Origin of the sequence: Streptomyces sp. TRM70350, assembly GCF_019219825.1 — a bacterium.
Lineage (GTDB): Bacteria > Actinomycetota > Actinomycetes > Streptomycetales > Streptomycetaceae > Streptomyces.
This window is the reverse complement of record NZ_JAHUXH010000001.1, coordinates 436,824-455,770: the sequence shown is the minus strand read 5'-3', so window position 1 is coordinate 455,770 and position 18,947 is coordinate 436,824. Positions and strand designations below refer to the sequence as shown.

The 18,947-nt window shown below is 73.2% G+C and carries 14 protein-coding genes and 1 pseudogene; 5 read left to right on the top strand and 10 right to left on the bottom strand.

The genetic code is table 11. The features are described from left to right. Positions 1-143: 143 nt before the first annotated feature. A complete protein-coding gene (glgC, locus tag KWI83_RS02065; RefSeq protein ID WP_218512471.1) occupies positions 144-1,364 on the bottom strand; it encodes a glucose-1-phosphate adenylyltransferase in 1,221 nt (406 codons plus the stop codon). 51 nt (positions 1,365-1,415) lie between these two features. Further along, on the bottom strand, positions 1,416-2,594 hold the full coding sequence (gene glgA / locus KWI83_RS02060) for a glycogen synthase (RefSeq protein ID WP_218512470.1): 1,179 nt from the start codon (positions 2,592-2,594) through the stop codon (positions 1,416-1,418). Between the two features lie 383 nt (positions 2,595-2,977). Between glgA and KWI83_RS02055 the strand changes: the two genes are divergently transcribed. Beyond that, a complete protein-coding gene (locus tag KWI83_RS02055; protein WP_218512469.1) occupies positions 2,978-4,030 on the top strand; it encodes a DMT family transporter in 1,053 nt (350 codons plus the stop codon). On the opposite strand, the gene KWI83_RS02050 is transcribed toward KWI83_RS02055, so the two are convergent. Next, the gene (locus KWI83_RS02050; RefSeq protein ID WP_218512468.1) at positions 4,020-5,189 is read right to left on the bottom strand and encodes a peptidoglycan DD-metalloendopeptidase family protein; all 1,170 of its coding nucleotides are present in this window, start codon (positions 5,187-5,189) and stop codon (positions 4,020-4,022) included. The genes KWI83_RS02055 and KWI83_RS02050 overlap by 11 nt on opposite strands. Positions 5,190-5,507: 318 nt before the next feature. On the opposite strand from KWI83_RS02050, the gene gndA reads away from it, so the two are divergent. Beyond that, a complete protein-coding gene (gene gndA, locus KWI83_RS02045; protein ID WP_218512467.1) occupies positions 5,508-6,947 on the top strand; it encodes an NADP-dependent phosphogluconate dehydrogenase in 1,440 nt (479 codons plus the stop codon). 461 nt (positions 6,948-7,408) lie between these two features. Here the strand turns inward: gndA and KWI83_RS02040 are convergent, their stop codons facing one another. From KWI83_RS02040 to KWI83_RS02025, 4 genes are all read right to left on the bottom strand, one after another. After that, a complete protein-coding gene (locus tag KWI83_RS02040) occupies positions 7,409-8,077 on the bottom strand; it encodes an aspartate/glutamate racemase family protein (protein ID WP_218512466.1) in 669 nt (222 codons plus the stop codon). Positions 8,078-8,079: 2 nt separating this feature from the next. Further along, entirely contained in the window at positions 8,080-8,424 is a 345-nt protein-coding gene (locus KWI83_RS02035; RefSeq protein WP_218512465.1) for a GNAT family N-acetyltransferase, read from the bottom strand. 20 nt (positions 8,425-8,444) lie between these two features. Continuing rightward, positions 8,445-8,864 carry an aspartate 1-decarboxylase gene (gene panD / locus KWI83_RS02030; RefSeq protein ID WP_218512464.1) on the bottom strand — a complete coding sequence of 140 codons (420 nt, stop codon included), beginning with the start codon at positions 8,862-8,864 and terminating at the stop codon, positions 8,445-8,447. Between the two features lie 249 nt (positions 8,865-9,113). Beyond that, entirely contained in the window at positions 9,114-10,997 is a 1,884-nt protein-coding gene (locus KWI83_RS02025; RefSeq protein ID WP_218512721.1) for an ABC transporter ATP-binding protein, read from the bottom strand. 157 nt (positions 10,998-11,154) lie between these two features. Between KWI83_RS02025 and KWI83_RS02020 the strand changes: the two genes are divergently transcribed. Continuing rightward, the gene (locus tag KWI83_RS02020; protein ID WP_308121966.1) at positions 11,155-12,123 is read left to right on the top strand and encodes a flippase-like domain-containing protein; all 969 of its coding nucleotides are present in this window, start codon (positions 11,155-11,157) and stop codon (positions 12,121-12,123) included. A gap of 42 nt (positions 12,124-12,165) precedes the next feature. Further along, positions 12,166-12,942: a crotonase/enoyl-CoA hydratase family protein gene (locus KWI83_RS02015; RefSeq protein WP_218512463.1), complete on the top strand. Its 777-nt coding sequence runs from the start codon at positions 12,166-12,168 to the stop codon at positions 12,940-12,942. Between the two features lie 443 nt (positions 12,943-13,385). On the opposite strand, the pseudogene KWI83_RS02010 reads toward KWI83_RS02015, so the two are convergent. From KWI83_RS02010 to KWI83_RS02000, 3 genes and pseudogenes are all read right to left on the bottom strand, one after another. Next, positions 13,386-14,327 (bottom strand): annotated as a pseudogene (locus KWI83_RS02010) (NAD(P)/FAD-dependent oxidoreductase); the annotation flags it as partial. Beyond that, complete coding sequence (locus KWI83_RS02005; protein ID WP_218512461.1) at positions 14,324-15,700, bottom strand: NAD(P)/FAD-dependent oxidoreductase; 1,377 nt, start codon at positions 15,698-15,700, stop codon at positions 14,324-14,326. The pseudogene KWI83_RS02010 and the gene KWI83_RS02005, both read right to left, overlap by 4 nt. Positions 15,701-16,233: 533 nt before the next feature. Continuing rightward, positions 16,234-17,673, bottom strand: coding sequence for an FGGY family carbohydrate kinase (locus KWI83_RS02000; RefSeq protein WP_218512460.1), 1,440 nt, complete (start codon positions 17,671-17,673; stop codon positions 16,234-16,236). 273 nt (positions 17,674-17,946) lie between these two features. On the opposite strand from KWI83_RS02000, the gene KWI83_RS01995 reads away from it, so the two are divergent. After that, positions 17,947-18,930, top strand: coding sequence for a hypothetical protein (locus KWI83_RS01995; RefSeq protein ID WP_218512719.1), 984 nt, complete (start codon positions 17,947-17,949; stop codon positions 18,928-18,930). Positions 18,931-18,947: the final 17 nt, after the last annotated feature.

Here is an 18,947-nt window from a genome sequence, read left to right as displayed (position 1 = left end):
GGGCGCGACGCGAAGACCGCCGGGCTCTGCACCGAGACCTCCGGATGCCGCGCCGAGACCTCCGGGCACGACACGGAAACCTCCGGACGCCGCGCGCAGCGGCGCCCGCGCCTGGGGTCGAACGAGTAATCGACCCCGCCCCCTCAGGGCACCCGCTGCCCCTTCCCCAGCGCGATCACCCCGCCCTTGGACACCGTGTACAGCTCCGCGTCCCGCTCCGGGTTGACGCCGATCGTCGCCCCCGGGGGCACCTCCACGTTCTTGTCCAGGACGGCGCCCCGCACCACGGCGCCCCGCCCTATGTGCACGTTGTCGTGCAGCACCGAGCCCTGGACGACCGCTCCCGGGTCGACCACCACACCGGGCGACAGCACCGACCGGGTGACCTGCCCCCGGATCAGGCAGCCCGCGCTGATGATCGACTCCCCGGCGATGCCACCGGCGTTGAAGCGGGCCGGTGAGAGCTGGTTGGAGTGGGTGTAGATGGGCCAGCTGCGGTTGTAGAGGTTGAAGGCGGGGCGCTCGGCGATGAGGTCCATGTGGGCGTCGTAGTACGCGTCGAGCGTGCCGACGTCCCGCCAGTAGCCCTGGTCGCGGCTGGTCTCGCCGGGCACGTGGTTGTCACCGAAGTCGTACAGGTGTGCCTCGCCGCGCGCGGTGAGCTGGGGCAGGATCGAACCGCCCATGTCGTGCACCGAGTTCGCGTCCTCCGCGTCCCGCTGGAGGGCCTCGATGAGGGCCTTGGTGGAGAAGATGTAGTTGCCCATCGAGGCCAGGACGCAGTCGGGGTCGTCCGGCAGGCCCGGCGGGTCCGCGGGCTTCTCCAGGAACCGCTCGACGGTGCTGCCGTCCGAACCCGGGGTGATCACCCCGAAGGACGAGGACTCCGACCGCGGGACGCGGATACCGGCCACGGTCACGCCCGCGCCGGACTCGATGTGCTGGGCGAGCATCTGCCGCGGGTCCATGCGGTACACGTGGTCGGCGCCGAACACCGCGACGTACTCGGGCCGTTCGTCGTAGATCAGGTTCAGGGACTGCAGGATGGCGTCCGCGCTGCCCAGGTACCAGCGTGGGCCGAGCCGCTGCTGGGCCGGGACCGGGGTGACGTAGTTGCCGAGCAGGCTGGACATCCGCCAGGTGGTGGTGATGTGCCGGTCCAGCGAGTGCGACTTGTACTGCGTGAGGACGCAGATGCGCAGGATGTCACCGTTGACGAGGTTGGACAGGACGAAGTCGACGAGGCGGTAGGTGCCGCCGAAGGTCACCGCGGGTTTCGCCCGGTCCGCGGTCAGGGGCATCAGGCGCTTGCCTTCTCCGCCCGCCAGTACGATTCCGAGCACCGAAGGACCACCACGCCGCATAGCCGCTCCCCTCACCGTGGTTGACCCATGCCTGCCCTTGAGCAGGGCGGACTAAGCCTGTTCGAGGATCCCCCGGTCGTCCGTCCGCCCGAGGATCTCCTCGTAAAGCCGGGCCGTACGGCGGGCGACCGTGTCCCAGCCGAACTCGCCCACCGCCCGCTCCCGCCCCGCCTCACCCATCCGCCGGGCGCCCTCCGGGTCGGCGAGCACCGCGTCCAGGGCGCGGGCGAGGCCGGTGACGAAGTCGTCGTCCACGGGCACCAGCAGGCCGGTCCTGCCGTCGGCGACGACCTCCGGGATCCCGCCGACCCGGGAGGCCACCACGGCGGTGCCGCAGGCCATCGCCTCCAGATTGACGATGCCCAGGGGCTCGTACACCGAGGGGCAGACGAACACGGCCGCGTGCGTGAGGAGTTGGATCACCTCCGGGCGGGGCAGCATCCGGGGGATCCAGCGCACGCCGTCGCGGACCCGGCTCAGCTCCTGGTACAGGTCGCGGAACTCCTGGTCGATCTCGGGCGTGTCGGGCGCGCCCGCGCACAGCACGACCTGCGCCGACGGGTCGATGTCACGCACCGCGCGCAGCAGATGGGGGACGCCCTTCTGCCGGGTGATGCGGCCGACGAACAGCACATAGGGGCGGGCCGGGTCGATCCCGAGACGGTGCAGGACGTCGGTGGCCGGATCCGGTCGGTACAGCTCGGTGTCGATGCCGTTGTGCACGACGTGGACGCGGGCCGGGTCCAGCGCCGGATAGCAGGCGAGGATGTCCTCGCGCATCGCCCCCGACACGGCGATCACCGCGTCGGCGGCCTCGATCGCGGTGCGCTCGGCCCAGCTCGACAGGGCGTATCCGCCGCCGAGTTGCTCGGCCTTCCAGGGGCGCAGCGGCTCCAGGGAGTGGGCGGTCAGCACGTGCGGGATGCCGTACATGAGCTTGGCGAGGTGGCCGGCGAGGTTGGCGTACCAGGTGTGGGAGTGGACGAGTTCGCGGCCCTGGAGGGCGGCCGCGACGGAGAGGTCCACGGAGAAGGTGCGCAGGGCGTCGTTGGCGCCGTCGAGGGTGGGCCAGGGGCGGTGGCGGACCACGCCCTCGCTGCGGCCCTCGCCCCAGCAGTGCACCTCCAGGTCGACCAGGGGGCGCAACTCCCGGGCGAGGAACTCGACATGGACGCCCGCGCCGCCGTACACGTCCGGCGGGTACTCCCGGGTCAGCAGTCCCACTCGCACCCGGAACCCCCTGTCTCAACGGCTGGTCCCTTCATGGTCACCCAGATGCGCCGCGCGCGGAAGACCACGGGATGGCCGACCACAGCCGGGCCGCGAGGCCCGGGAAACGTCAGGGGATCCCTGTGAACAGCCGATGCCGTACCGTCGTACACCTGAGCGAGGTTCGGCAGTTGCTGCGCCGGGGGCCCGGGCGTGCGGGTGTCCCCCTCTGGTAGCCCACCCTGGGGATGACGAAGAGCCGGTCGTACTCCATCGGCAGTAGGGCCTATTGCGTGCTCAGGTACGACGACGGGAACAGCGCGAGAAGGCATCGTGTTGGTTATGGAAGCCGACCGTTCGCCGCGCCGGGCCCAGCGCCCCCGCCGCCCGCAGAGGAGCAGGCCATGAGCGCCCTCGCGCTGTCCGTGCTGCTGTCGCTCGTCTCTGCCGTGGCCTACGCGGGCGGGGCGATCGTGCAGGAGCGCGTGGCGGAGTCGGACGGGCAGTACGCACCCCTGCGTCGGCCCAGCTGGTGGGCCGCGGTGGCGCTGAACGGATTCGGCGGCCTGCTGCACGTGGCGGCCCTGGCCTACGGCCCGCTGAGCGTGGTGCAGCCGCTGGGGGCGCTGACCATAGTGTTCGCGCTGCCCATGGCGGCGCTGTTCGTGGGCCGCAGGGCCGGGTCGACGGCCTGGCGGGGCGCCGTCATGGCCACCGTCGGCCTGGCGGGCCTGCTGTCGCTGGTCGGCACCTCCGACTCGCGGTCGCTGGACGGGACTCAGCAGACCGGCGTGTTCCTGGTGACGGCCGGTGTGGTCGCCACGCTGATACTGGCGGGCCGTGCGGCGCACCGCCACCCGACGGTGCGCGCGATGGTGCTCGCCACCGCGTCCGGCATAGCGTTCGGCATGTCCTCCGTGTTCACGAAGACCGTCGCGGTCGACTGGACCGGCGGGGTGACGTCGGCGGTGCTGCCGTCCCTGGCCGCGATCGGCGTGTTCGCCGTCGCCGGTCTGCTGCTGTCCCAGGCCGCCTACCGGGGCGCCGGACTCGCGGCCCCGCTGGCCACGTTGACGGTCGTGAACCCCGTCGTGGCCGCCGCGGTGGGCATCACGATGTTCGGCGAGAGCTTCCGCTACGGCACCACGGGCACCGTGCTCGCCCTGAGCTGCGGTGTGGTGGCGGCGGGCGGGCTGATCCTGCTGACGGCGGAACGCGGCGAACGCGCCCCCGACGAGGCGCCGCTGCCCGAGCCCGACCTCGTCCCCACCGAGAAGCAGGCGGCCCTCTCCCTGCCGGACGGCGTCTTCCTGCCGAGCCCGCTCACGGAGGGCGGGTACGACAACGGCGCGCCCGCCGCTCCCGAGGAGTCGACGCCGCCGTACTACGCCCTCTACGGCGCGCCGTACGTCCCCTTCCCGGCCCTGGACCGCAGCCGCGTCCGGGTCAGATCCTGACCCCGCCCGCCCGCAGATACGCGAGCGGGTCGACGTCCGTGCCGAAACCGGGCCCGGTCCGCACCTCGAAGTGCAGATGCGGGCCCGTGCTGTTGCCGGTGGAGCCGACCCGTCCGATGCGCTGGCCGGCGCCGACCGCCTGCCCGGCCTTCACCGAGATCGCCGACAGGTGCGCGTACTGGGTGTAGCGGCCGTCGGTGTGCCGGATGACGACCTGGTAGCCGTAGGAGCCGCCCCACCCGGCGTCGACGACCCGGCCCGGCCCGACCGCCTTCACGGAGGTGCCGGTGGCCGCGGGGAAGTCGACGCCGGTGTGGTAGCCCTTGGACCAGCTGGAGCCCGTCGCGCGGTAGGCGGTGCCCATGGGGGCGCTGACCGGGGCGACGAGCGAGGCAGCGCGCCGGTCGTCGCGGTTGTCGTCGCCCGAAGTGGCCTTCTTCGGCGGCGACTTGGGTGCCTGCCGGGTCGTGGTCGATGTGTTCGGGGTGGCCGGGGCGGTCGTGGTGGGCGAGGCCTTCGCGCGCAGGTTCAGCCGCTGGCCCGGCAGGATCAGGTCGGGGTCGGCCCCGATCGTCCTGCGGTTGGCGGCGTACAGGCCCTGCCAGCCGCCCTCGACATCACGCTCGTCGGCGATGGCGGAGAGCGTGTCGCCGCGGACGACGGTGTACATCTCGGCGGTTCCGGCGCGCGACTGGGGCGTGGTCTGCGGCTGGACGTCCGCCACGGTGGACTTCGCGGGCCGCGTCGAGGTGCCGGCCGGTCTGATGTCCGGGCTCTCGCCGCCCCGGGTCAGCCCGGCGCGCTGCGAGCACACCGGCCAGGCGCCCGGCCCCTGCCCGTCGAGCACCTTCTCCGCGACGGCGATCTGCTGGTCCTTGGTGGCCAGATCCGCGCGGGCCGCGTACGCGGTGCCGCCGTAGGCCTCCCAGGTGGACTGGCTGAACTGCAGCCCGCCGTAGTACCCGTTGCCGGTGTTGGTGTTCCAGTCGTTGCTCGACTCGCAGGCGGCGACCTTGTTCCAGGTGGCCACGTCGGCCGCGTGCGCGGCACCGGTGCCGACGAACGGGAGGGCCATTCCGGCGCCGCCCGCCGTGACGGTGAGCGAGGCGCGGTTGATCCTGTTCGGCTGATACCGGCGGTGCCGGCCGCGTACGGCCATGAAGGAGCCCCCTCGACAAGCGTCAGGAGGGCCAAAAGTATGCGCCGCGAACAGGCCATGGCAAGACGGCAATCGGCCGCCTGGCCGGGTCAAGTGGCCTGGATCGCACCCCCGTTGACGGACGGCTTCGGGCGCACCGGGGCACCGGCTTGACGAGCACTGAGGCACCGGGCCCCTTCCGTACGTACTCAGCCCTGTCCGGTCCGGACGTGCGGTCGGCGTTGCGGCACGTCAGGATGGCCGGGGGACGATACTTCGGATCGGCACCACCGATACACGATCTATGGGATCCCCGGATCCCTTGAGGAGCAGTCGGTTATGAGCACTTCAGCCCAGATCGGCGTCACGGGTCTCGCGGTCATGGGCCGCAACCTCGCCCGCAACTTCGCGCGCAACGGCTACACGGTCGCGGTGCACAACCGGACGGCGTCGCGGACCCACGCGTTGGTCGAGGAGTTCGGGAGCGAGGGTGAGTTCGTCGCGGCCGAGACCGCCAAGGACTTCGTGGCGGCCCTGGAACGACCCCGCCGCCTGGTCGTCATGGTCAAGGCCGGAGAGCCGACCGACGCGGTGATCCAGGAGTTCGCCCCGCTGCTGGAGCCCGGCGACATGATCATCGACGGCGGCAACGCGCACTTCGCGGACACCCGGCGCCGCGAGCGCGAGCTGCGCGAGCAGGGCATCCACTTCGTCGGCACCGGCATCTCCGGCGGCGAGGAGGGTGCGCTGCACGGGCCGAGCATCATGCCGGGCGGCTCGAAGGAGTCGTACCAGTCGCTGGGCCCGATGCTGGAGAAGATCTCCGCCAAGGCGGCCGGCGGGGCGCCCTGTGTGACGCACGTGGGTCCGGACGGCGCCGGGCACTTCGTGAAGATGGTGCACAACGGCATCGAGTACGCCGACATGCAGCTGATCGGCGAGGCGTACCAGCTGCTGCGTGATGTCGCCGGGTACGAGCCCGCGCAGATCGCGGAGATCTTCCGTACGTGGAACACCGGCCGACTGGACTCGTATCTGATCGAGATCACGGCCGAGGTGCTGTCGCACGTGGACGCGGCGACGGGCAAGCCGTTCGTGGACGTGGTGGTGGACCAGGCGGAGCAGAAGGGCACGGGCCGCTGGACGGTGCAGATCGCGCTGGACCTGGGTGTTCCGGTGTCCGGGATCGCGGAGGCGGTCTTCGCGCGCTCACTGTCCGGGCACGCGCCGCTGCGGGCCGCTTCGCGGGAGCTGGCGGGGCCGAAGGCGTCGCCGCTGAGCTCGTCCGAGGCGGGGGCCTTCGCCGACCGCGTCGAGCAGGCGCTGTACGCCTCGAAGATCGTGTCGTACACGCAGGGCTTCCACGAGATCGCCGCGGGGAGTGAGGAGTACGGCTGGGGGATCGACCTGGGCCAGGTCGCCTCGATCTGGCGTGGCGGCTGCATCATCCGCGCGGCGTTCCTGGACCGGATCCGTGCCGCCTACGACGCCCGGCCGGACCTGCCGAGCCTGCTGTCCGACGAAACGTTCGCGCGGGAGATCGCCGACGCGCAGGACGACTGGCGTGAGGTGCTGATCGCGGCGACACGGCAGGGTGTGCCGACGCCGGGGTTCGCGGCGGCGCTGGCGTACTACGACGCGCTGCGGGCCGAGCGGTTGCCCGCGGCGCTGACGCAGGGGCAGCGGGACTTCTTCGGGGCGCACACGTATCGGCGGGTGGACCGGGACGGGTCGTTCCACACGCTGTGGGGTGGGGACCGGGCGGAGGTGTCCGCCTAGGGTCCCGGGCGGTTCCGTCCTGGAGCGGGTGCGGGTGTGGGTGTGGGGGGGCTGGTCGCGCAGTTCCCCGCGCCCCTGAGGGCGTTGCGGTGGGCGGCGTTGTGTGTCGCCCACCGCTGTTTCTTTGTCGCTCACCACCAATTCTCAAGTGAGGGGTGGTCCCGGTTCCGGGTTCGGGACCGGTTCCGGGCCCGGGGGGATCGGGGACGGGCTGGGGTCCGGGACCGGGCGGGGGCCCGGCGGCGGTTGGGGGGCCGGGGGCGGTGGAGGGGGCGGAGCCGGGGGTGGCTCCGGGGGCGGCACCGGGTGCGGCTGGGGTGGCTGGGGATCCGGGCCCGGGGTCGGGGGGGCCGGGTCGGGGGGCGGAGTGGTCATGGTGTCCTCCGGCCAGTCGGTGAACGTCGGCTCTGGACTACTCCCCCGCGTACCCGGCGGCGTACGACGCCAGTCACCCGCCGGAGTCACTCCGTGGCCCGGTTGGGCTCCTTGCCCGACGGCCCGGCGACCGCCCGTGCGCCCGCCGCCAGACCTGGCCGGGGGCTGGACAGGACCGGGACGGTGGTCGAGGTCAGCTGCTGGGCCGGGGTCATGGAGGCCTGGGCGAGGACGATCGCGTCGGCGTCGGTGATCGTGTCGGCCGCGGCGGCGATCCGGCGGGCGTACGCGCGTGTGTCGCCCGCCATGAAGTGGGTCCAGGCGTCCTCGACGAGCAGGGTGCGCACCGAGGCGGGGCGGCCGGCGCGCCGGGCCTCCTCCTCGATGAGCGACACCGTGGGTGCGAGGGTGCTCGCCACGGTGGCGAGGACGACGATCCGCGGTCCGGCGGCCACCGCGGCGGCCGCCATCGGACGGTCCACGCGCAGCACCGGCACCCCGGCCTTGGCGGCGGCCGCCTCCGCGACGCCACCGATGCTCGAACAGGTGCACAGCACGGCCCGGGCGCCGTCGGTGACGGCCCGGTCCAGTACGGCCCGCACGTCGTCCGCGACCGACTCGGGACCGTCGTGCCCCGCCCGGGTCAGCAGGTCCTCGTGGACCAGGTGCCGCAGCTCCAGGCCCGGGTGGTCCTGGTCGCGCAGGGCGTCGAAGACCGGGATGTGGAGGGGTGAGGTGTGCAGCAGGGCGAGCACGCTCAGAACCGTCCGGGACGCGCCGCCAGCCACTCCTTCGCCGCGTCGAGCAGCGCGGGGTCGGCGGCGGGGGCCCGGTCGGGATGGCGTTCGGCCCACTGGACGACGTACGGGCAGAGCGGGGCGACGGGGACGCCCTCGCGTTCGGCGACGGCGTACAGCTCGCGTGCCAGGGAGCCCGCGATGCCCTTGCCCTCGTGGGCCGGTTCGACGAGGGTGTGCACGGGCACCAGCGCGTGCCTCGGGGCGTCCAGCACGAAGTACTCGATGCGGCCGACGACTTCCCCGCCACTGACGGCCTCCAGGCGGCCCGCCGCCCGGTCGTCGCGGATCTCGGTCTCGCTCATGGGCGCCCCTCGTCGACGGTTCACGCCCGCACGGCGTGCGGGCTGCGCTCCTGGTCCGAACCCGGCACGGGTTCGCCCGGGTCGGTGCCCAGGTCCACGATCCGGTTGTCGCGGTCCACATGCACCACGCGCGGCTTCAGCGCCCGCGCCTCGGCGTCGGTGACCTGAGCGTAGCTGATGATGATCACAAGGTCCCCGGGGTGGACCAGATGGGCCGCGGCCCCGTTGATACCGACGACACCCGACCCGCGTTCGCCCTCGATGACGTACGTCTCCAGCCGGGCGCCGTTGGTGATGTCCACGATGTGCACGAGCTCGCCGGGCAGCAGGTCGGCGGCGTCGAGCAGGTCGGCGTCGATCGTCACCGATCCCACGTAGTGCAGGTCGGCCTGGGTGACGGTGGCGCGGTGGATCTTGGACTTGAACATGGTGCGGAGCACTGGGTCCTCCTGGATGACGGCTCCCTGCCTGCGCTCTTGCAGGTCAAGGGCTGGTGACACCATATGACGAGTTCCGTCGCCAGGCCTATGGGCCGGTTTTCGAGGACAGGCGTGACCATGGCCACAGCCCGGCCCCGCAAGCCAGGTCGTTCGGCCGGGCCCGGAGCCGTGACCCGGTGAGGTACAGGAACAGGGGCCTGGCCGTCGCCGTCGCCGCGGCGAACTCCGCGGCACCACGCGCGGTCCCGCCTACGCCGCCACCTCCGCCATCTCCCCCGCCCGCTCCTCGAACTGCGTCCGGTACAGCTCCGCGTACCGTCCGCCCGCCGTCAACAGCCCCTCGTGCGTGCCCCGTTCGACGATGCGGCCGTCTTCGAGGACCAGGATCAGGTCGGCGGCCCGCACGGTGGACAGCCGGTGGGCGATGACGAGGGCGGTGCGGCCCTGGAGTGCCTCGGTGAGGGCCTCCTGCACGGCCGCCTCGGAGGTGTTGTCGAGGTGGGCCGTGGCCTCGTCGAGGATCACCACCCGCTGGCGGGCGAGGAGCAGGCGGGCGATCGTCATGCGCTGGCGTTCGCCGCCGGAGAGGCGGTAGCCGCGTTCGCCGACCACGGTGTCGAGGCCGTCGGGGAGGGAGCGGACGAGAGTGTCCAGGCGGGCCCTGCGCAGGGCGTCCCAGAGCTCGTCATCGGTCGCGTCGGGGCGGGCCAGCAGCAGGTTGGCGCGGACCGTGTCGTGGAACAGGTGGCCGTCCTGGGTGACCATGCCGACGGTGGCGCGCAGGGAGTCGGCGCTCAGGTCGCGGACGTCGACGCCGCCGACCCGGATTGCGCCCCCGTCGACGTCGTACAGACGCGGCAGCAGCTGCGCGATCGTCGACTTGCCCGCGCCGGACGAGCCGACGAGGGCAACGGTCCGGCCGGGTTCGGCGCGGAAGGAGACGCCGTGCAGAACCTCGGCGCCGCCCCGGCCGTCGAGGGCCGCCACCTCCTCCAGGGAGGCGAGGGAGACCTTGTCGGCGGCAGGGTAGCCGAAGCGGACGTCGTCGAACTCGACCGCCACCGGCCCGTCGGGGACCTCGGCGGCGTCCGGCTTCTCCGCGATGAGCGGCTTGAGGTCGAGCACCTCGAAGACGCGCTCGAAGCTGACGAGGGCGCTCATCACCTCGACGCGCGCCCCGGCGAGCGCGGTGAGCGGCGCGTACAGGCGGGTCAGGAGCAGGGCAAGGGCCACCACGGCTCCGGGTTCCAGGGTGCCGCGCAGGGCGAACCAGCCGCCGAGGCCGTAGACCAGGGCCAGGGCGAGGGCGGACACCAGGGTCAGCGAGGTGATGAACGCCGACTGGGCGGTCGCCGTGCGGATGCCGATGTCGGCCACCCGGCGGGCCCGGACGGCGAACTCCGCCGACTCCTCCTCCGGCCGCCCGAAGAGCTTGACCAGCGTCGCGCCGGGCGCCGAGAAACGCTCGGTCATCCGGGTGCCCATGGCCGCGTTCAGCGTCGCCGCCTCCCGCTGCATCCGGGCCATCCGGCTGCCCATCCGCCGGGCCGGGATCACGAACACCGGCAGCAGCACCAGAGCGAGCAGCGTGACCTGCCAGGAGAGGGTGAGCATGACGGCGAGGGTGAGCACCAGCGTGACGAGGTTGCTGACCACGCCGGACAGGGTGTTGCTGAACGCCCGCTGGGCGCCGATCACGTCGTTGTTGAGCCGGCTGACCAGCGCTCCGGTGCGGGTGCGGGTGAAGAACGCGACCGGCATCCGCTGCACATGGTCGAACACCGCCGTCCGCAGATCGAGGATGAGCCCCTCCCCCAGCGCCGCCGAGAGCCTGCGCCCGAGGATGCCGAGGGCCGCCTCCACCACCGCGATGAGCGCGATCAGCAGCGCCAGCCGTACGACGGTCCGCGCGTCGCCGTTCGTCACGATCACGTCGACGACACGTCCGGCGAGGACGGGGGTCGCGACGGCGAGCAGCGCGGTCGCCACCCCGAGCAGCACGAACAGCGCGATCCGGCGGCGGTGCGGGCGGGCGAACGCGGCGATGCGGCGCAGTGTGGCGCGGGCGAAGGGGCGGCGTTCCTGCTGGGCGTTCATGACGCTGTACAGCTGCGTCCACGCCGTGGTCTCCATGCTCATGCAGTCGAAGGTAGAACCTCGACCAAACTTTAGGTCAAGCGTCCCCGTGCAGGGCTTCGGGAAGATCGTTGTCGGCTCGCTCCCGGTACGTAATCCGCCGTCCGCGCTTGCGCAACCCGCAGTTGAGGCGGCACGGAAAACCTCTCGAAGTGTGACACCGGTCGAACACCAACCCGCGGGACGGCACCCCGGACGCCTTCCCTTCCGGCTGATCCTGGGCCTGCTTCCACTCGCCTTCGTGGCGTACCTCGCGGTGCGGCACCTCGATGTGCTCGCCGAGGGCTTCCACCACCTGGCGACGGCCAAGTGGCCGTGGCTGCTGGCCGCGGGCGGCGCCACCTGCCTGACCTGGGTCGCGATGGCGGTGACCCGGCAGGGCGCGGTCGTCGAGCGGCTGCCGGGTTTCCGGCTGCTCGTCACGCAGGTCGCGGCGATGGCGGCCAACCACATGCTGCCGACGGGGCTGGGTTCCAGCGCGGTCAACCTGCGGTTCATGACGGTGTGCGGGCTGCCGCTGGCCCGCTCCTCGGCCGCGGTGGCGCTCTATCTGCTCGCCGAGAGCATCGCGCGGGTCGGCATGCTGGCCGTGCTGCTCATCGCCTTCCCGGGCGCGCTGAGGCTGGGCACCCTGTTGCCGGACAACGCGGCCGGGCCCCTGCTGCTCGTCCTGGCCGCGGTCGCGCTGGTGGCGGCGGCCGTACTGCTGCTCGTACGACGGCTGCGCACGGCCGTCTTCTCCTTCCTGCGCACGGCACTGGGCGAGGCGCGCTCGGTGCACACCCGTCCGTCGCGGGCGCTCGCCCTGTGGGGCGGTTCGCTGGCGTTCCCCGCGTTGCAGGCGGCCGGGCTGGTCGCGGTGGGGCTGGCCTTGGGACTGCAGATACCCCTGTGGCACATGGTCGTCGCGTATCTGGCCGCGACCGTCGCCGTCGCCGTGGTGCCCACGCCGGGCGGGCTCGGTTCGGTCGAGGCGGCGCTGATCGTGGCGCTGGTCGCGGCGGGCAGCCCGGCCGCCGTGGCCACGGCGGTGGTCCTGGCGTACCGCATCATCACCGTCTGGCTGCCGCTGCTGCCGGGGGCGTTGACGCTGGGGGCGCTGGTCCGGCTGAAGGTGATCTGAGCCAGTAGCGTGCTGCCCCGAGGAAACGAAGGGGGCTCCACCATGCCGGTCCGCGTCGAGCGTCAGCAGCATGTCACCACGGTCGTCCTCGCCCGCCCCGAGGCCCGCAACGCGGTGGACGGCCCGACGGCGGCCGAACTCGCCGCGGCCTTCCGCGAGTTTGAGGCCGACGACGAGGCGCGGGTGGCGGTGCTGTGGGGTGAGGGCGGCACGTTCTGCGCGGGGGCGGACCTCAAGGCGATCGGCACCGAGCGCGGCAACCGGGTCGCCGAGGACGGCGACGGGCCGATGGGGCCGACCCGCATGCGGCTGACCAAGCCGGTGATCGCCGCCGTGGCGGGGCACGCCGTCGCGGGCGGCCTGGAGCTGGCGCTGTGGTGCGATCTGCGGGTCGCCGAGGAGGACGCCGTCTTCGGGGTGTTCTGCCGCCGCTGGGGCGTCCCGCTGATCGACGGTGGTACGGTGCGGCTCCCCCGGCTGATCGGCACCGGCCGCGCCCTGGACATGATCCTCACCGGACGTCCGGTGCCCGCCCGCGAGGCCTACGCCATCGGCCTCGCCAACCGCCTGGTCCCCACCGGCCGCGCCCGCGCCGAGGCCGAGGAACTCGCCGCCACGATCGCCCGCTTCCCCCAGGCCTGCGTGCGCGCCGACCGCGCCTCGGTCCGGGAGCAGGACGGCCTGGACGAGCGGGCGGCGATGCGCGGCGAACTCCGCCACGGCATGGGCGTGCTGACGGACAGCCTGGAGGGCGCCGCCCGCTTCGCCGCGGGGGCCGGGCGGCACGGCACGTTCACGGACCATGAGGCCGAGGTCTGACCACGGCACCGGAGCGCCGGTCGAGAACCTGGACGACGCCACCCGCTTCACCACCGCGACCCGGCAGCACCACACCTTCACGGACCAATAAGACCGAGACCCGACCACGGCACAAGGACACCGGTCGAGAACCTGGACGACGCCACCCGCTTCACCACCGCGACCCGGCAGCACCACACCTTCACGGACCAATAAGACCGAGACCCGACCACGGCACAAGGACACCGGTCGAGAGCCTGGACGACGCCACCCGCTTCACCACGGCGACCCGGCGGCACAGCACGTTCACGGACCCATGAGACCCGCCATCCGACAGCACGCCGGCGGTCACGCACACGCCCTCGCAGGCCACGACACCGGCGCGCCAGCCGACCGCCTGCACGGTGCCGCCCGCTTCACCGCGAGGGCCGGGCGGCACGGCATGTTCACGGAGCAGTGAGGCCGAGGTCCGACAAGATCGCGGTTGCCGCGCGCACGCCCTCGCGGGACACGGCCGGGGCGCGCTCCACGGCGTGCACGACGTTGCCGACGGCGAACACGCCGGGGCGTGAGGTGCGCAGGGCGCCGTCGACGGCGGGGCCGCGGGTGGCGGGGTCCAGGGCGAGGCCGCCACGCCGGGCCAGTTCGTGGTCGGGGACGAAGTCGCCGGTGAACACCACGGTGTCGCAGTGCAGGACCGTCGTACGGCCGTCGCGGTGGCGCACCCGGACGCCGGACAGGCGGCCGTGGCCGAGGAGTTCGGTGACGCCGGTGTGGGTGAGGAGCGGGATGCCCCGGCGGAGGCGGGCGTCGAGGGTCCGGGCGGGCGCGGTCCGTGGGGCGGGCAGGTCGGTGACCATGGCGACGACCCGGGCACCGGCGGCCCGTACGGTGCCCGCGGCCGCGTAGGAGACGTCCTCCGCGCCGACCACCACGGCCCGGCTGCCGATCGGCTGCTCGTACAGGTGGACCGCCTGCTGGAGTTCGCCCGTGGTGTAGACACCGGCCGGGCGGGTGCCGGGCACCAGCCGCGCGCTGCGGGGGCGTTCACGGGCACCGGTGGCCAGCACGATCGCCCTCGCGGTGATCGTCTCGGGGCCGTGCGGGCCGACCGTCGCCAGGGTCAGCGGGCCCGCCCAGTCCAGAGCGGTCACGCCGGTGCGGACGACCGCTCCGGCGCGTACGGCGGCGGCGGTGAGCAGGCGGGCGTACTGCGGACCGGTCAGCGGACGCAGCCAGGTGCCGAAGCCGCCGTGCGCGCAGTGCCGTGGCACTCCGCCCGCCCGCTGCTCCCGCTCCAGCACCTCCACCCGGCCCGCCCCGGCGGCAGCCAGCCGGGCGGCGGTGGTGAGTCCGGCGGGGCCCGCGCCGACGACAAGCACGTCGACCTGCCGTACGTCCGTCATGGCCGGGCCTCCTCCAGCAGCTGCCGTACCGCCGCCCCGCAGTAGAAGCCCTGGCAGCGGCCCGCCCGGGCGCGGGTGCGGCGGCGCAGTCCGTCGAGGGTGCGCGGCGGGATGGTACTCGCGAGGGCGTCGCGGATCTCGCCGCGGGAGACGCGCTCGCAGTGGCAGACGAGGGTGCCGTACTGCGGGTCGGCCGCGATGAGGTCGGGGCGCTGGTAGGGGCGTGGGAAGGCCTCGCCGAGGTTGGGCATCTCCACCGGCTTCAACTCCCGGACGGGGCCCGGGTCGAGGCCTGCCTCGGTCAGCAGGCCGGTGACATGCGAGGCGATCGCGAGCGACGCCGTCAGGCCGGTGGAGCGGATGCCGCCGACGGTGACGTACGTCTGGGCGGGGTGGGCGCGGATGCGGTAGTCGTCGTGCTCGGTGGCGGCGCGCAGGCCCGCGTAGACGGCGGTCACCTCCTCGTCGAGCAGTTCGGGGAGGATGCGGCGGCCCTGGGCGCGCAGGGCGGCGAGTCCGTCGGCGGTGGAGCCGGTGGCCCGTCTGTCGTCCAGGTCCTCGGCGGTGGGGCCGAGCAGGACGTTGCCGTGGACGGTGGGGGCGACCAGGACGCCTTTGCCGAGTGCGGTGGGGACGGGCAGCAGGATGTGGTTGACCAGCGTGCGGGCGAACTTGTCGAAGACGATGAGCTGGCCGCGGCGCGGGGTGACCGTGAAGTCGCGGTGCCCGAGGCGCGCGTCGAGCGTGTCGGCGTGCAGTCCGGCCGCGTTGACCAGCCAGCGGGCCCGCAGGGTGCCGCCGCTGGTCGTCAGCACATGGGTGCCGTCCTGACGAGTGACCCCCTCCACGCGGGAGTCGAGGTGGAGGTCGACTCCGTGCCGGACGGCCTGGGTGGCGTACGCCAGGGTCGTCGTCCAGGGGCAGATGATCGACTCTCCGGGTACGTGCAGGGCGCCGAGCGCGCCGGGGCCGAGGTGGGGTTCGCGCTCGTACAGTGCGGTGGGGCCGAGCAGGCGGGTGGCGTGGTAGTCGTTGGCCTCGGCCTTCTCGGCGAGGCGGGGCAGGGCGGCGAGCTGTTCCTCGTCCCAGGCGACGAGCAGGGCGCCGACGGGTTCGACGGGGATGCCGGACTCGGCGGCGTACGCGGCGAGCAGGTGCGCCCCCTCGCGCACCAGCCGTGCCTCCAGCGAGCCGGGGACCGCGTCGAAGCCGGTGTGCAGGATCGCGGTGTTGGCCTTGGAGCTGCCCTGACCGACGTCGTCCTGCGCCTCGACAAGGGCGACGCGCAGCTGTGGGTGCCGGGCGAGTTCACGGGCGATCGCGCTACCGACGACTCCGGCGCCGACGACCGCCACGTCATAGGTCCGGGTCATACGGGCATCCCGGCGAACAGCCGATGAACCGCAATGTCGGCCTCGCAGCTGCCCCGACCGACATCCTCCCGCACCTCAGCAAGGGCCATACGCAGCCGCGGACACCGGGCGAATTCACGAGCGATCCCACAACCGACCACCCCCGCGCCAACCACCGCCACGTCACACGTCCAAGTCATACGAACGCCCCGCCGAGCAACCGGCGAACCACAATGTCGGCCTCACAACTGCCCCGACCGACATCCTCCCGCACCTCGGCAAGGGCCATACGCAGCCGCGGACACCGGGCGAATTCCCGGGCAATCGCACAACCGACCACCCCCGCGCCAACCACCGCCACGTCACACGTCCAAGTCATACGAACGCCCCGCCGAGCAACCGGCGAACCACAATGTCGGCCTCGCAACTGCCCCGACCGACATCCTCCCGCACCTCAGCAAGGGCCATACGCAGCCGCGGACACCGGGCGAATTCACGAGCGATCCCACAACCGACCACTCGCCCGCCGACCACCGCCACGTCATACGTCCGAGTCATCCGGCCGTCCGGTCGAGCAGCGCGATGACCTCACGGCGAAACGCGGCGAGGCGTTCCGCGGCCTGCTCGGCGCTGATCCGGGGTTCGTACACGGCGGTCGGTTTCCAGTCGGGCAGCGTCGCCTCCACGGTCAGCCCCGGCTCCGCGCCCAGCCGGGCCAGCGCGCCGGCGCCGAGGGCGGTCGCGTCGGGCAGCGCGGACACCTCGACCGGGCGTTGCAGCAGGTCGGCCTGGGTCTGCATGAGGAGCGTCGAGCGGGTCAGGCCGCCGTCGACGCGCAGGGTGTCCAGGGGGGCGCCGAGGTCCCGGGCCGCGGCGTCGGCGAGTTCGACGACCTGGGCGGCGATGCCCTCGCACAGGGCGCGGACCAGATGGCCGGGGCCGGTGTCGAGGCCGAGTCCGGTGAGCGAGCCGCGCAGGTCGCCGCGCCACCAGGGGGCGGCGAGGCCCGCGAGGGCGGGGACGAAGGTGACCCCGCCGCTGTCGGGGACCGCCGTGCCCACGGCGTCGAGGTCGGCGGCGCCCGTGATCACGCCGAGGTCGGTGAGCCAGCGGACGGCGGAGGCGGCCGTGTAGACCTGCCCGTCGAGGCAGTACCGGGCGTGTCCGGCGAGCCGCCAGGCGACACAGCTGACCAGGCCGGAGTCGCCGCGCCGGGGCGTGTCACCGGTGTGCGCGAGGAGGAACGCGCCGGTGCCGTAGGTGCACTTGGCGCCGCCCGGTTCGGTGATCTGCTGGGCGAGCAGCGCGGCCTGCTGGTCGACGGCCAGGCCGGTGAGCGGGATCTCGGGGCCGAAGGCGGTGGTGGTGCCGACGGGACCGGCGTTGTCGACGACCTCGGGGAGCCGTTCGCCGGTCAGGCCGTAGAGGTCGAGGGCGCGCGGCGACCATTGCGTGCGGTCGAGGTCGAGCAGCTGGGTGCGGCCGGCGGTGGCGGCGTCGGTGACGTAGGCGCCGGTGAGCCGGTGCACGAGCCAGGCGTCGCTGGTGGTGACGACTCCCTCGCGGGTGAGGTTCCGTCGTATCCAGGCCATCTTGGGCGCGGCGAAGTACGGGTCGACCGGCAGGCCCGTCAGGTGCCTCAACTCGTCTTGGGACACCGCGAGTTCGGCGCACACGGATTCCGCGCGGCGGTCGTGCCAGATGAGCGCGTCGGTCAGCGGGCGGCCGGTCACCGGGTCCCAGGCGAGCACGGTCTCGCCCTGGTTGGCCAGGCCCAGGGCGAGAACGGGTTCGCGGGCCTCGGCGAGGGCTTGGTGACCCGCCTCGACCACCGAGTCGTACAGCTCGGCAGGGTCGGCCTCGGCCAGGCCGCCGGGCAGCGGGCGGGGGCGCACGGCGGCGAACCCGGTGCCGATGACGCCGCGTTCGGGGCAGATCACCAGGGCCTTGGTGCCGGACGTGCCCTGGTCGACGGCGAGCACCGGACCTGTCATCGAGCCCCCTTCGGCTCCTGGGCGATCACGGCTCGACAGCCTGCCGTCGGCCGCCACACCGCGTCAAGCGCCGCTGACGGACGGTCAGTTCACATGGTGAACCGGTGACACGAGGAAGCGCTCATGGATCGCCAAACCATGGGGAGAACGCGGAAGCTCCGCCTCTATAGTGACCGCCGACCAGACATGACCTTGTCAACCGCCGCTCGGGGGAGCCCTGTTGTTACTCCAGCCTTCCGTTCCCGTCCACCCGTCGCAGGGGGCGGGCGGATGATGGCCAGAGACGGAGCACGACCCGCCTACGACCCGGCAGGACCCGACGCCGCGCTGCGCACGGCCCTTCAGGAGGTGCGCACCGGACGCTGGATGTCGATGCGCACGCTGCTCGCGGAGACCTCGTCCTGGTGGCAGTGGACCCAGCGCACCCAGGTCCTGGCGGCCGCGGCGGCCGGCACCGACGTGGTGCGGGCCTGGCTCGCCGAGGAACCGGACAGCGTCCCGGCCGTGGTGATGCACGCCCGGGTCGCGGTGGAACGCGCGCTGCGCGCCGCCCGCGGGGAGCATCGCCGTACGCAGGAACTGTGGCACGAGGCCTGGCTGGCCGCGGACGCCGCGGCCCGCGCCTCCCCGCACGACCCGGTGCCGTGGGTCTGCCTGCTGGCGCTGGCCCGGCTGGACCGGGGGCAGCGCTGGGACGAGCACCGGGTTCCGGCGCCGGAGCCGATGCTGCCGCCCGGCCCCTGGGGGCTCCTCGCGGAGGCCGGCAAGCGCGACCCGTACAACCGCGAGGCCCACCACCGCATGCTCCAGTTCCTGTTCGCACGGGTCGCCTCGGGTCGGCTCGCGGAGGCGGTCGGCTTCGCGCAGTGGGCGGCCGACGGGGCGCCGCCGGGCTCCGCGCTGCACGTCCTGCCGCTGTACGTACGGGTCGAGCGCTACCGGCGGGCGGGCGGCCACGACGCCGCCCTCGACCTGCACTGGGTCGCCGAGGACGCGACCCGGGAGGCGCGCCGGGCGTTCCACAGCTGGTTCGAGCTCACCACCGCCGCCGAGCGCTCCCCGCTCGACCTCAACCACCTGGCCCACGCGCTGTGGGGCGCCCTGCAGTTCCCGGAGGCGGCCCGGGTGTTCGACGCGATCGGCCCGTACTACGCGCCCCTGCCCTGGGTTTATCGCACGTCCGGCCCGTCCGACCACACCCAGGCCGTGGACGTGTTCCTGCAGGCCCGCAGCCGCTCGGCGGCCCACCGCCCCTGAATTTCTTTCTGTTTGCC

Excerpts from the sequence above, each read along its gene's own strand:
- KWI83_RS02005 (WP_218512461.1), bottom strand. The coding sequence starts at position 15,700 with ATGACCCGGACCTATGACGTGGCGGTCGTCGGCGCCGGAGTCGTCGGT.
- KWI83_RS01995 (WP_218512719.1), top strand. The coding sequence starts at position 17,947 with ATGGCCAGAGACGGAGCACGACCCGCCTACGACCCGGCAGGACCCGAC.
- KWI83_RS02000 (WP_218512460.1), bottom strand. The coding sequence starts at position 17,673 with ATGACAGGTCCGGTGCTCGCCGTCGACCAGGGCACGTCCGGCACCAAG.
- glgC (WP_218512471.1), bottom strand. The coding sequence starts at position 1,364 with ATGCGGCGTGGTGGTCCTTCGGTGCTCGGAATCGTACTGGCGGGCGGA.
- KWI83_RS02035 (WP_218512465.1), bottom strand. The coding sequence starts at position 8,424 with ATGAGCGAGACCGAGATCCGCGACGACCGGGCGGCGGGCCGCCTGGAG.
- KWI83_RS02015 (WP_218512463.1), top strand. The coding sequence starts at position 12,166 with ATGCCGGTCCGCGTCGAGCGTCAGCAGCATGTCACCACGGTCGTCCTC.
- KWI83_RS02050 (WP_218512468.1), bottom strand. The coding sequence starts at position 5,189 with ATGGCCGTACGCGGCCGGCACCGCCGGTATCAGCCGAACAGGATCAAC.
- gndA (WP_218512467.1), top strand. The coding sequence starts at position 5,508 with ATGAGCACTTCAGCCCAGATCGGCGTCACGGGTCTCGCGGTCATGGGC.
- KWI83_RS02055 (WP_218512469.1), top strand. The coding sequence starts at position 2,978 with ATGAGCGCCCTCGCGCTGTCCGTGCTGCTGTCGCTCGTCTCTGCCGTG.
- KWI83_RS02025 (WP_218512721.1), bottom strand. The coding sequence starts at position 10,997 with ATGGAGACCACGGCGTGGACGCAGCTGTACAGCGTCATGAACGCCCAG.